Source organism: Idiomarina aquatica (genome assembly GCF_004362895.1).
In the GTDB taxonomy this organism is placed as follows: Bacteria; Pseudomonadota; Gammaproteobacteria; order Enterobacterales; family Alteromonadaceae; genus Idiomarina.
Genome location: NZ_SNXI01000005.1, coordinates 101,498 through 114,472 on the forward strand (window position 1 = coordinate 101,498; position 12,975 = coordinate 114,472).

A 12,975-nucleotide genomic window follows, 5' to 3' on the forward strand; every position below is an offset into this window, starting at 1 on the left:
ACCATAGCAAATGCGACTAAAGTCTAATGCGGTTAAATTTCCTCAGCGCAATGTAATCTTTAGTTAACCAATTGACCGTATAAAAAGGTTGAGTTAACGCAAGCGCCTCTTTACAAAAATTGACATTTGGCACCATTTTCGAGTTAAATTAGCGCACTTTTTAAAAGTATATCAACGTAGAAGCAAGGAGAATTCCTTATGGCTGATCGTAAAGCCACCTTACAGATTGATGGACAGTCAATCGAACTGCCGGTGTTGTCACCCAGCGCAGGCAAGGATGTAGTCGATGTCCGCACTCTTGGAAAACATGGTTATTTCACCTTTGATCCAGGCTTTCTGGCAACGGGCTCTTGCGAGTCGGCTATCACCTACATCGACGGCGAACAAGGTATGTTGTTGCACCGTGGGTACCCTATCGGCGAACTAGCAACACAAGCAGACTACCTGGAAGTTTGCTACATGCTATTACACGGCGAAGCACCGAGCTCAGACCAGTATCAAGAATTTAAAAAGACCATTACCAAGCACACTATGGTGCACCAGGGTCTGCATAACTTCTTTAACGGCTTCCGTCGCGATGCTCACCCAATGGCGATGCTTTGTGCAGTAACCGGCGCTTTATCATCGTTTTATCACGATGATCTGGACATCCATGACCCGGACCAACGTTTACGTAGTGCCTATCGCCTGATTGCCAAGATCCCGACTATTGCGGCAATGGCATATAAGTTCAGCATTGGCCAACCGTTCGTTTATCCGCGCAACGATTTAGGCTATGCCGAAAACTTCTTAAACATGATGTTCTCGGTACCTGCAGAAGATTACGAAATCAGCCCGGCAGTTGCCAAGGCAATGGATCGTATCTTTATCCTGCATGCGGACCACGAGCAAAACGCATCAACCTCAACTGTGCGTTTGGCCGGTTCATCAGGTGCTAACCCGTATGCATGTATCGCAGCCGGTGTTGCTTCTCTGTGGGGTCCTGCTCACGGCGGTGCTAACGAAGCTTGCCTGCGCATGCTGGCAGAAATTGGTTCGGTAGAGAATATTCCTAAGTACATCGAAAAAGCTAAAGACAAAAACGACCCGTTCCGTCTGATGGGCTTTGGTCACCGTGTTTACAAAAACACTGACCCGCGCGCTACAGTAATGCGTGAGTCTTGCCACGAAGTACTGAAAGAGCTAAACCGCGACGATCCATTATTGGATGTTGCAATGGAGCTGGAACGTATTGCTCTGGAAGACGACTACTTTATCGAGAAAAAGTTGTTCCCGAACGTAGACTTCTACTCAGGCATCGTACTAAAAGCGATCGGTATCCCAACTAACATGTTCACGGTAATCTTTGCATTATCTCGCACAGTAGGCTGGGTATCTCATTGGCACGAAATGATGAGCGAGAAGAGCCAGAAGATCGGCCGTCCTCGTCAGCTTTACACAGGCCACACCGAACGCAAATTCGACCCAATCAAAAAGTAAAATTCACCTTACTTTTAAAAAGCGCCCACGCGGGCGCTTTTTTTATGTTTGCGTGCCGCAAAATAAGCTGAAGGAGGTTCGGGGTGGATGCGGCGACAAGGGGATTTGAAGCCCTGTTTGAGAAAGTGTCTGGCGCCATGGATGGCGCCAGTCAAGCCCCCCAGGGATGGGTTCACGGGCGTCTTTCGCAAACAGGGTTCAAATACCCCAGCCGCATCCCCCCTCCGGACCTCCTTCATCGGCTTATAATCATTCGACATCAAACTATTCTATCGCACTGTTTTCGTGCAATATCGCTTCGATTTAATTATAATACAGCGCAATTTTAGAGAATAATGAAACAGAGAGGCTTATGCAGCAAGTAGTCAACGTACAGGAACCCGTCATTACTCCGCGTCGCTTCAAAGTTTACCAACATCGTCAGTTGGACAAAATTGAAGCACTGAACAAAGTGCCTGAAGATATGCGCTTCGAAATGAAAGTTGTAGCCAATGTGCTGCCCTTTCGGGTTAATGAATATGTTTTCAACGAGCTCATTGATTGGGAAAATGTACCTAATGATCCGCTGTTTCAACTGACCTTTCCGCAAAAGGATATGTTAGAGCCGAGTGCGTTCCAGCGCATGGCTGATTTGATGTCCGGCAAACACAGCACCAACGAGGTGTTTGATCTGGCGACACAACTGCGGCAGGAAATGAACCCGCACCCTGCCGGGCAAATGCAGATGAACGTTCCGCACGTTGACGGAGAGCCGTTACCCGGGATGCAACACAAATACCGCGAAACGGTATTGTTCTTTCCCGCACAGGGCCAGTATTGCCACTCTTACTGTACGTTCTGCTTCCGCTGGGCGCAGTTTGTCGGTAAGGCAACTCGCTTTAATTCTAATGATGCCGATCAGTTACACCGTTATTTAGCACAGCACAAAGAAGTAACCGACTTACTGGTTACCGGCGGTGATCCCATGGTAATGCGCACGCGCAAGCTTCAACATTACCTGGAAGACCTGCTAAAGCCCGAGTTTGAGCATATTAAAACCATCCGCATAGGTACCAAAGCGCTAACGTTTTGGCCCTATCGTTTTATCACCGACCCGGATGCTGACGACTTACTGCGTCTATTAGAGAAGCTGGTTGATGGCGGTAAACATATTTCCATTATGGCGCACTTAAACCACCACAACGAATTGCGCACCGAAGTTTGTCAGGAAGCGATCCGCCGTTTGCGCAGTACTGGCGTACAAATTCGTTGTCAGGCACCCTTGTTACAGCACATTAACGATGACCCGGATGTATGGGCCGAGATGTGGCAAAAACAAGTCAGTCTGGGCATGATCCCTTACTACATGTTTGTTGAACGAGATACCGGTGCGAAGCGTTACTTTGAAGTGCCGTTAGAGCGTACCTGGGAAATATTCCAGAAGGCGTACCAACAGGTTTCCGGTATTGCCCGTACCGTGCGGGGTCCGTCAATGAGTGCCGGACCTGGTAAGGTGGAGATTCAGGGCGTCACTGAGATCGCCGGTGAAAAAGTTTTCGCACTGCGCTTTATTCAGGGTCGCAACCCGGACTGGGTGCAGCGTCCATTCTTTGCTAAGTACGACCCTGATGCGACCTGGCTACATCACTTAAAACCGGCTTTCGGTGAAGAAAAATTCTTCTTTGAAGACGAATACGCCAACATGTCAGCGATGGACTAGGCACCATCGCTGCTTAAACGCCGGGCGGCCTCCAGGTCTTCCGGCGTATCAATGCCGGCTAACGGTGTTTTAATCGCTTCAGCAACATGGATCCGTTCACCATTCCACAACACCCGCAATTGCTCTAATGACTCGAGCTGCTCAAGCGGCGATGCCGGCCATTCGATATAACGCCGCACAAATCCAGCTCTATACGCATAAATGCCAATGTGGCGATGGTATACATCCGGCCGCAATGTTTCTGCAGTACGGTCAGCATTAAAATGCTCGCGATCCCACGGAATAGCAGCGCGGCTAAAGTACAACGCATAGCCTGCCGCATCCCGCACCACTTTAACTACGTTAGGATTAAAAATATCGCTACTCTCGTCAATCGGCACCGACAGCGTCGCCATTGGTGCTTGGCGTTGATTAGCTAAGTTGTCAGCAACCTGGCGAATAATCTCTGGTGGTATAAAAGGCTCGTCACCCTGCACGTTCACCACGATTTCGTCTTCGGCCAGCGCTAAATGCTCAATAACTTCGGCTAACCGCTCAGTTCCTGACTGATGATCAGCGCCTGTCATCATCGCGCGTCCGCCAAAGCTCTCCACCACGTCTTTAATTCTGACATCATCAGTTGCCACAATGACTTCTGCGGCACCACTTTGCTCTGCCCGCTCTACCACGTGCTGGACCATGGGTTTTCCGTTGATGTCGGCTAATGGTTTGCCCGGCAAACGTGACGACTGATAACGTGCAGGTACGATTACGGTAAAGCTCATTTTTGCACCTGCTCCAGTTCGTCGGTATCCAGAGTACGCGCGCGATCGGCAATTAATACCGGTATGCCCTCGTCAATCGGATAGGCCAGGCGTTCACCACGGCAAACCAATTCATTATTCTGTTCTGCAAAAATTAATTTGCCCTTACAGTTAGGGCAGGCAATGACTTCTAATAAGCTTGCATCAATCGTCATCTTATTTCCTCAGGCAGCAAGTTTTCGTAAGCGTTGTTCCAGTTTAGCGCACAAAGCGTCTGGTAGCTTCGCGGCAATAGGCTGATAAAACCAATTCTCACGCGCAAAGTCACGGCATTTGGCCGCGTCTTTTTCTGTCATTAATACCGGTTTTTCACCAAAACGGGTTAAATCCTCAGCTCGGTACTGGTGATGATCAGGAAACTCGACACACTCCAGCGGGCTAATACCCTGTTGCCTCAGTCCATGAAAGAATCGGTGCGGATTACCAATACCGGCTAACGCATAGCAATCCTCACTCGGCGGCTCTGCTTCTGCATCGTCTGTAACGCGTCTCCAACCCGTTGGTTCAACTTCACACACGTATTGCGCGAAGGGGTGCTGAGCATACAATGATATAACCCACTCCGCCCCTTTTAGGCGCCATGGCCCCTCACGTAGCGGTCCACACGGCAATAGCCAACCGTTACCCACACCACGTTCGGCATCAATTAAAATCAATTCGATATCACGCTGCATAGCATAATGCTGCAGCCCGTCATCGCTGACAATCACATCCACCGACGCGTCCGAATTGCATAAGGCTTTGATCGCCGCAGGCCGATCCGGTGATATCACCACAGGGCATTGTGCCTTGCGCTTGATCATTAAGGGTTCGTCGCCAACAGTCTGCGCAGAGTCACCTGCGCTGACCGTATGGGGAAAACTCGTGTTTGCGCCGTAGCCACGGCTGACAATACCCGGATGATAGCCCTGCGCCTTCAAGTACTCGACCAGCGCCAGCGTCAACGGCGTTTTACCAGTACCGCCGACACTGATATTGCCGACCACGATCACCGGAACCGGAGCTTTATGCGTCTTTAAAATGCGGAATCGATATAACGAGCGACGCAGGTTAGTAACCAGCCAAAACAGCAGTGATAGCGGCGTTAAAAGATACAACAACGGATGTAACCGCTTGTCATACCAACGATGCTGAAGCCACATCAATTACACCCCGCTAAACTGCAAGTTGTAAAGCTGATAATAAGCGCCTTCTTGTTGCAATAATTGTTGATGATTACCGCGTTCGATAATACGCCCACTATCCATTACCAGTATCTCGTCAGCGTTTTCAATAGTCGATAACCGGTGTGCAATAACCAGCGAGGTACGATCTTTTCGAAGCGCACCAAGCGCCTGTTGGATATGACGCTCAGACTCGGTATCCAGCGCCGATGTCGCCTCATCCAAAATCAAAATTGGCGCATCCTGTAGCAACGCCCGCGCAATCGCAATCCGCTGTCGCTGACCGCCTGATAACATCACGCCGTTTTCACCAACAATGGTATCCAGCCCTTGTGGCATATTGTCAGTGAACTCGGTTACATAAGCCTGCTCAGCGGCGTTGATGATATCGTCGCGCGATACCGTTTTAGCAGCGCCATAGGCAATATTATTAGCTATGCTATCGTTAAATAAAGTGACGTGTTGCGATACCAATGCGTATTGGCGACGCAAGCTCTTTAATTTGTAGTCCTGAACGTTGTGCCCATCGAGTAGGATCTCGCCTTCGTTAACGTCATAAAAGCGGGTTAACAGACTGGAGATCGTCGACTTACCGCTACCGGAGCGTCCAACTAAGGCAATGGTTTTGCCCTCGTTCAAGTTAAAGTTAATGTCTTGTAGTGCTGGCTCGTCACCCTCTTTATAACTAAAGGTCACGTTTTTAAATTCGATATTGCCATGCGCCCGGTTTAACTGGCGGGTACCATTATCAACCTCAACAGCCGTATCCAGCACATCAAAAACGCTGGCCGCAGCGGCAATTCCACGCTGGAAATCACTGTTGATATTGGTTAGCTGCTTAAGTGGTCGCAACAACATGATCATCGCGGTTAACAAGGTGGTAAATGCGCCCGGCGAGAGTTTCTCCAGCATTTCCGGGAAGCTTGCCAAAATTAACACCATGGCAAGGCTGAGCGACGCGATAAACTGAATAATTGAGGTGCTGATAGCGCGGGTATTCACCAGCTTCATGTTTTGATTGCGGGTGTTGTTATTAATGTCGGCAAAACGTTTTGATTCGACTTTTTGCCCTTCGTGCATGACCACAACTTTGTGCCCGTTAATCATTTGTTCTGCGGTGGTGGTAACGTTACCCATCGCGGTTTGAATACGACTGCTCACTACGCGGAAGCGTTTAGAGACGATTCCGACAATCTTCGCGATTAACGGCCCGACCACCAAAAACACCAGCGACAACTGCCAACTGTGATAAAACATCAAACCCAGCAAACCGATCACAAACGCGCCATCTTTGACCAGTACTAACACCGCCCGGCTGGTCGCTTCTGCCACCTGCTGGGTGTCGTAAGTAATCTTCGAGATCATTTCGCCGGTCGAGTGCTGGTCATGAAACGACACCGGCACTTTTAGCAAATGGTCAAATAACTGCTGCCGCATACGCGTAACCACTTTAAAACCGACGTAGTTGAGAAAGTAGTTGCTGGCGACATTAAACAAGCCACGAATGATAAAAAATACCGGTACGATCAAGCCACCGATAAACAGGATGCGGGAGTTACCCTGGCCTAAACCATCATCGATAAGTGTTTTGATTTGCGAGAAAAACCACGTATCGACAGCGGAAAAACCAACCATCCCTAAAATCGCAATGGCAAAGGTAAGTTTGTAAGGCTTTATATAACTCAGTAAACGTTTAAACGTTTTCTTTTTTAAACTCTGAGAGTCCATGCAGTCTCGATAAGTTGCTAAATACCCCCGCATTCTACCCGTTTTATGGTACTGGTGGCTAGTCATGTGTCTGATACAGGCGTCGTTGACGTTTTGCCGCAAAAGGCAACCTTAACCGCCAGCGGGAGCCATCACTTACCACCGTCATTTGGCCTACATCTTTGCTGTTAAACCATGGCCTTTGCATATGATTAAAACGGCTTACGGTGTAACGGTGCGGAAAATTAAAGCCTTTGTGCTCACCGTTACTCATGAGTATCAATGACGGTCGCGTTTGTTTTAGCATTAGCCAACCACTGGAGGTTTTGCTGCCGTGGTGCGCAGCAACTAACACATCGACGGCGGGAAAACCTAAGGACTCAGCAATTTTGCGCTCAGCCGCAAACTCAATGTCGCCGGGTAGTAATAGTCGGAAGTTTTTATACTGCAGTACCATTACACAGGATTGGTCATTCGACTTGGTAATGGCGTGATCCCGTCGCGGCCATAATACCTGCCACTGGATATCATTCCAGCGGCCCTGCATGCCCTGTTCACAAGGCTGTCGGGTTAGTGCACCAAAGCGACTGACCTGGCTGTAATGTTGCTTCAAATACGCTAACCCACCACTGTGATCGCGGTCACTATGGCTAACCCAGATCCCTTCAAGTTGCAGTTGTCGGTACTGCAAAAATGGTTCAATGACTGTAGCGGCCAAACTATAGCCACTGCCATAGCTATTGCCGGTATCAATAAGCCAGGCTCGCCCTTGTCGCTCAACTACCACAGCCTGCGCCTGACCGACGTCCAACACATGCACAAATAAAGACTCACCCCGTGTTCGGCTTTGATAAAACGCCAGTAACGTCAGTGGTAGCGTTGTCAGCAGGACTAGCTTTAATAACCGACTCGATAGCGGCAATAACACCAGCACAAGTAACAAAAACAGCACGTAGACCGGCAGTTCAATTGGCGGCTGCCACCAACTCCACGACCACTGCGTTATGACTTTTAAAAGGGGCTCCGCAAGGGACAAAGGCAGCGTAGCCAGATACCACAAGTTGTCAGCAAACTGATGAGCAAACGAAATTTCTGCGACCGTCCCAATCAAGGTCAATGGCAGCATCCACAAGCTGATCACTGGTAACAGTATTAAATTAGTTAACGGAGCTACCAATGAAACCCCGCCAAACCAATGCAGTGACAGCGGCGCCATGACCAACAAAAACATACATTGTAGTCGCAGCAGAGCCAGGGTTTTAGATGATTGAGGGCGGTGTCGCCAGCGCCACAGCGTGGTCAGAATGGTAAACAACGCCGTTACCGATAGCCAAAAACCGGCGTCCAGTAGTGCCAGTGGATCAACTAACAACAGCAGCGCCACCGTGCGTAATAACAGTTGAGCAGGCGTGACGTGCACTGCAACCAGCCGGTGTAAAACAACGACGGCAAACATGATTAAGGCTCTAACCGTAGCAATTGAAAAATCAGCTAACCAAGCGTATGCCGCCGCAATTAACAACGCCAACAGCCAGCTCAACGCCTGCACCGACTGCTGTTCCAACGCCATCCCGGGCCTTATTATCGGTAACAAACGCGACACCCCTACGCGCCCGAGAATCAGACCGGCCCAACCCACTAAACTCAGGTGTAACCCCGAAATTGCCAGCGCATGCATTAAGCCAGCAGACTGCCATTGGTTGCGCTGCTGCTCGCTCAACAGTTCGCGCACACCGATTGCAAGCGCCGCCAGCACACCAGCGTGTGGACTATCAAGAGCATTAAAGGTGCGTACCAGGCGGGCGCGAATATTGCTGGCGTTGGCGATCAGTTCACTGGTTTTAACTGAGCCCCGTGCGATAATATTCTGGCGCTGCATGGCGGCCAGATAGTCGCGACTGCCCTCATTCCAATAATTTTTAAAGCGTTTAAGCGATACCGTAAATCGCCATGTTTGCCCTAAGCCAACCTGTTTCGCACGATCACCATACCAGCTGAGCAGAAGCTTACCGTGCGGCAACGAATTTTCCTCATCGCCATCAATCAACTCGGCGACAAAACGTGTGTAGTGCGGGTAGTGTCGGGGAATTTCGACAACCCTTACAGTTACCTGCTGTGCCCCTTCCAAATCAGTCAGCTGCGCACTGCGTTCAGCATAAGAATTTAAATTTGCAGTTACTACCCCAATACCGCAAAATAGCGCCACAATCGCGGTTGCAACAAACCGTGCAGGCGGTAACATAGTACCTATTGCCAACGCCAGAACACTGGCAACCACCGCCCAGGTGGCGGTTCCGGAAGTCGGCAGGTATAAACTCATTGCGACTCCCGCAATAAAAATGAGTAGACAACGGTCCATCGTTGCTCCTGATCAGTGGTCATCAATTAGTAACAGGTAGGTGCATGGCTCGACGGGTCATTAAAAAAATGATGCCGGATCACGACAAAATCCGACGCTCGCGAGCAATTAAACTGTTCGGCAGTTTGTTGCACGATGGCAACTTATGGCATTTGAACCGTCGCTCTGCCTCCGGAGCCTTTGCAGTTGGTTTGTTTACCGCTTTTATTCCGGTGCCTTTTCAAATGTTGCTGGCCGCCGCCGCGGCAATCATTTTTCGGGTCAATTTGCCGTTGTCAGTCGGGTTAGTCTGGATTTCTAATCCCATTACCATGCCGCCGTTATTTTATTTGTGCTACCGGCTGGGTAACTGGCTATTATCGGCGCCCCCGCATCCTTTTACCTTTGAATTGAGCTGGGAGTGGTTGATAGGCAGTATCTCCACTATTGGTCCTGCTCTCATTACCGGCTGTTTGGTATTAGGAACGCTTGCCAGTGTCAGCGGTTATTTGGGCATCCGTTTGCTCTGGCGGCAATCGGTGGTCAAAGCCTGGCGCCGTCGCCCCGGCGCTCGTCGTTAGTGACTGCTATGTAATGCCCGGGCAGGTTGTACACGGGTGGCTCGCCACGCCGGATACAAGGTTGCCAACAAGCTCATCAGTAAGGCGACACCGGTTACCAGGGCAACATCTTTCAGCTGCAGTTCAGAGGGTATGCGGCTGACAAAATAGACATCATCATCCAGAATTTTCATGGCAAAAACCGATTCTAATATCGCCATAATATCCGGTAAACTCCAGGCCAAACCAATACCCAACAGAGCACCCCAGAACACACCAACAAGCCCGTTTTGCAACCCCTGCCAGACAAATGTAAGTATGATTTTGCTGTCTCTTAGCCCCATGGTTTTTAACATCGCAATCTGCGACTGTTTTTTAGTAACCGTCAGCACCAGGGTCGAAACGATATTAAAACAGGCCACCGCCATGACCAGTACCAGCACCAGGTAAATAACAGTACGCACTAATTCAATATCGCGATACAAATGCCCATGCGTCCGCATCCAGTGACTGACATAAACCAAAACCGGCAACTGGTTACCCACCCGCTGAGCTACTTGGTCGGCGTTGAATACATCGGCCACGCGCAAACGAATTCCGCTAACTCCACTGGGTATTGAGGCCAGCGTTCTGGCCGTTTCTAATGAGGTGTAAGCATTCTGATGGTCTATTTCACCACCAAATTCAAATAACCCCACCACGGTTAGACGGTGTCGCTTGGGTGCCTGAAACGCCTGTTCCTGGTGTTGCGCTACCAGCATGGTCAACGCGTCTCCCACCTCAACGCCCAGATCCTCAGCCAGTCCACGTCCCAGCACAACACTCGACGGCGTTGCATAGAGTGAGGATAGCGCCTGTGGGGAAATGAAATCATAAACGCCGCTTAGTTTATCGGGCGTTGAACGAGGTTCAGCAATGCCCTGCAACACAACACCTTTAAAGGTGTTACCAACTTGCACCATAGCTGTTTGCTGAATGACCGGTGTTACCTCTAAAACCTCAGGGTCACGACTAATGATATCAGCAATCGCTTGCCAGTCATCGAATTCACCTTCTACACGCTGGTACTCAACATGCGGAACCACGCGCAGTAGTTGGTCCTGCAGCGCTGATTGAAAACCGTTCATCATAGATAACGCAGTAATTAAAACCGCACAACCCAACACAATTCCCAGCGTTGATGACGCCGAAATAAACGAAAGAAATCCGGTCTGTTTACTTTGGCCCCGAAAACGACGCGCCAGTATCCAACTTAACACGGCGCATCCTCATGTATATCTGTCACCAAGTGGCCGCGGCTTAATCGTTCAGTACGCTGTAATTGAGCGGCCAGATGTTCATCGTGGGTCACGATAATGAATGCCGTACCCTGTTCTCGATTCAATTCCAGCATAAGTTGGTAAACGGCCTCTGCGGTTTCTCCATCCAGGTTGCCCGTGGGTTCATCAGCAATGACCAATTTAGGTCGGTTAGCAAACGCTCTGGCAACCGCAACCCTTTGCCGTTCGCCGCCGGATAGTTGTGCGGGACGATGTTCCAGGCGATGTGCCAGACCCACCCGCTCGAGCAATTCAGTCGCACGTTGTTTTGCTTCTGCGGTTGGCCGACCTTGTATCAGCAGGGGCATGGCAACGTTTTCCAGCGCATTGAACTCAGGTAATAAATGATGAAACTGATAAACAAAACCGACGTTCTGGTTGCGCCACTTCGCCAGTTGCGATGCAGACCATCGCGTCACGTCCTGACCGTCAAATAGCACCGCGCCTGAGGTTGGCCGATCCAAACCCGCCAAGATGTGCATCAAGGTACTTTTGCCCGACCCCGACGCACCAACAATCGCAACCATTTCGGCAGCATCAATGGTAAAGTCCACGTCGTTTAACACTTGAACCTGACCACTTCCGTCATCATAGACTTTATTAATGTGTTGCCCCTGCAATAACACCTTAGTCATAGCGCAACGCCTCCGAAGGTTGAGTCTTTGCTGCCACTAATGCCGGGTAAACACTAGCCGCCAAACATAAAATTAATGACGCCACCGCGACGGTAATAACATGTACCGGCTCGATAACAACGGGCAGTCCGGCGGGGCTAATCGCCATAAGATTTATGCCCAGAGCCAGCAGGATGCTATTAAGATAATAACTAACGGCCAGCCCGGCGCTTACCCCAACCAGTGTGCCCAGTATGCCGTTATAGCTGCCTTGTAACAGGAATACCCGGCGCACCTGTGCCTGCGACAGCCCTAAGGTTTGTAAAATGGCTATATCCTGGCGTTTTTCATTGATGACCATAACCAATGCAGACAGCGTATTAAACGCGGCGACGGCTATAATGAGTGCCAACATTAACCACATCATGCGTTTTTCCATCGCTACCGCATCAAATAACTGACCAAACTGTTCGCGCCAGTCCGTTACCTGATAATCCGTTGCCTGACGAAAGTCAGCCGCAACCCCGGGCGCAGCAAAAGCGTCATCTAACTGCAGTTGAAAGCCCTGTACAGATTCTGCCGGTCTTCGAATTAGCCGATTGAGATCGCCGGCAGCTGTCACCACCAGGCCGTTATCAACCTCTGACTGTAATGAAAAAACACCGCTGACGCGGAATTGTCGTTGCGCAGGGACCATACCGAATGGCGTGTAAACCGCGCCTTCTGCAGTGATAAGGCGTACACTGTCGCCCAGGGTGACGCCTAATTTATTAGCCACTCCCTGCCCTAAAACGATATTGTAATTGCCCTGTTTCAGACTTTGCCAGTCTCCTGCCCGCAACGATGACGTTAAGCGTTCAGGTAGTCCGGAATCTGCCCCTGATGGTTCAGAACTTGCTAAACGTCCACGAGCGGCTACCACCACCATATCTGTGCGGCCTTGCAATACCGCTTGTGTCTGCACCAGTGGCAATGATTGTTGCACGTGAGCGTGAGCCGGCAGCGCCTGCCGGGCTTGACGCCAGTCTGTTAAGGGGTGTGATTTAACCAGACTAACCTGCGGTACCGCGCCCAGAATACGGTTCTTTAGTTCGCTTTCGAAGCCATTCATTACCGACATTACCACCACCAACGCCATGATACCCAGCGCAATGCCGCCGAGGGCGAACCGGTTAATAAATCGGGTAAAAGCCGAGCTCTTTTGTGCCCTGCCATAACGCCAGGCCAGAAACAGCGTAACCGGTCGAAACATCAGCCTCTCAAAATCTATTGTTGCTTATTAATTACGAGCAA

At 50.1% G+C, this 12,975-nt stretch carries 11 protein-coding genes; 3 read left to right on the top strand and 8 right to left on the bottom strand.

Translation table 11 applies throughout. The features are described from left to right. Nucleotides 1-198: 198 nt before the first annotated feature. On the top strand, nt 199-1,479 hold the full coding sequence (gene gltA, locus DEU29_RS05705) for a citrate synthase (RefSeq protein WP_133539292.1): 1,281 nt from the start codon (nt 199-201) through the stop codon (nt 1,477-1,479). Nucleotides 1,480-1,831: 352 nt separating this feature from the next. Then, the gene (locus DEU29_RS05710) at nt 1,832-3,178 is read left to right on the top strand and encodes a KamA family radical SAM protein (RefSeq protein WP_133539293.1); all 1,347 of its coding nucleotides are present in this window, start codon (nt 1,832-1,834) and stop codon (nt 3,176-3,178) included. On the opposite strand, the gene kdsB is transcribed toward DEU29_RS05710, so the two are convergent. From kdsB to DEU29_RS05735, 5 genes are read right to left on the bottom strand one after another with little or no spacing between them, the layout of a single operon-like run. Then, complete coding sequence (gene kdsB, locus DEU29_RS05715) at nt 3,175-3,942, bottom strand: 3-deoxy-manno-octulosonate cytidylyltransferase (RefSeq protein WP_133539294.1); 768 nt, start codon at nt 3,940-3,942, stop codon at nt 3,175-3,177. The genes DEU29_RS05710 and kdsB overlap by 4 nt on opposite strands. Beyond that, the gene (locus tag DEU29_RS05720) at nt 3,939-4,136 is read right to left on the bottom strand and encodes a Trm112 family protein (RefSeq protein ID WP_133539295.1); all 198 of its coding nucleotides are present in this window, start codon (nt 4,134-4,136) and stop codon (nt 3,939-3,941) included. Before DEU29_RS05720 ends, kdsB begins: the two co-directional genes overlap by 4 nt. 9 nt (nt 4,137-4,145) lie before the next feature. Continuing rightward, nucleotides 4,146-5,123 (bottom strand): tetraacyldisaccharide 4'-kinase, encoded by a 978-nt coding sequence (gene lpxK, locus DEU29_RS05725; RefSeq protein WP_133539296.1) that lies wholly within the window; start codon nt 5,121-5,123, stop codon nt 4,146-4,148. 3 nt (nt 5,124-5,126) lie between these two features. Next, nucleotides 5,127-6,872 carry a lipid A export permease/ATP-binding protein MsbA gene (gene msbA, locus DEU29_RS05730; protein WP_133539297.1) on the bottom strand — a complete coding sequence of 582 codons (1,746 nt, stop codon included), beginning with the start codon at nt 6,870-6,872 and terminating at the stop codon, nt 5,127-5,129. 58 nt (nt 6,873-6,930) lie between these two features. Then, complete coding sequence (locus DEU29_RS05735) at nt 6,931-9,171, bottom strand: DNA internalization-related competence protein ComEC/Rec2 (protein WP_166635887.1); 2,241 nt, start codon at nt 9,169-9,171, stop codon at nt 6,931-6,933. Nucleotides 9,172-9,254: 83 nt separating this feature from the next. Here DEU29_RS05735 and DEU29_RS05740 point away from each other — a divergent pair, with 83 nt between their 5' ends. Beyond that, the gene (locus tag DEU29_RS05740; RefSeq protein WP_133539299.1) at nt 9,255-9,770 is read left to right on the top strand and encodes a DUF2062 domain-containing protein; all 516 of its coding nucleotides are present in this window, start codon (nt 9,255-9,257) and stop codon (nt 9,768-9,770) included. On the opposite strand, the gene DEU29_RS05745 is transcribed toward DEU29_RS05740, so the two are convergent. Genes DEU29_RS05745 through DEU29_RS05755 form a run of 3 tightly spaced genes read right to left on the bottom strand, consistent with a single transcriptional unit; the run spans nt 9,767 to nt 12,934 of the window. Then, nucleotides 9,767-11,008, bottom strand: coding sequence for a lipoprotein-releasing ABC transporter permease subunit (locus DEU29_RS05745; protein ID WP_133539300.1), 1,242 nt, complete (start codon nt 11,006-11,008; stop codon nt 9,767-9,769). The two genes, DEU29_RS05740 and DEU29_RS05745, sit on opposite strands and share 4 nt — an antisense overlap. Further along, nucleotides 11,002-11,703, bottom strand: coding sequence for a lipoprotein-releasing ABC transporter ATP-binding protein LolD (gene lolD / locus DEU29_RS05750; RefSeq protein ID WP_133539301.1), 702 nt, complete (start codon nt 11,701-11,703; stop codon nt 11,002-11,004). Before lolD ends, DEU29_RS05745 begins: the two co-directional genes overlap by 7 nt. After that, the gene (locus DEU29_RS05755; RefSeq protein ID WP_133539302.1) at nt 11,696-12,934 is read right to left on the bottom strand and encodes a lipoprotein-releasing ABC transporter permease subunit; all 1,239 of its coding nucleotides are present in this window, start codon (nt 12,932-12,934) and stop codon (nt 11,696-11,698) included. Before DEU29_RS05755 ends, lolD begins: the two co-directional genes overlap by 8 nt. Nucleotides 12,935-12,975: the final 41 nt, after the last annotated feature.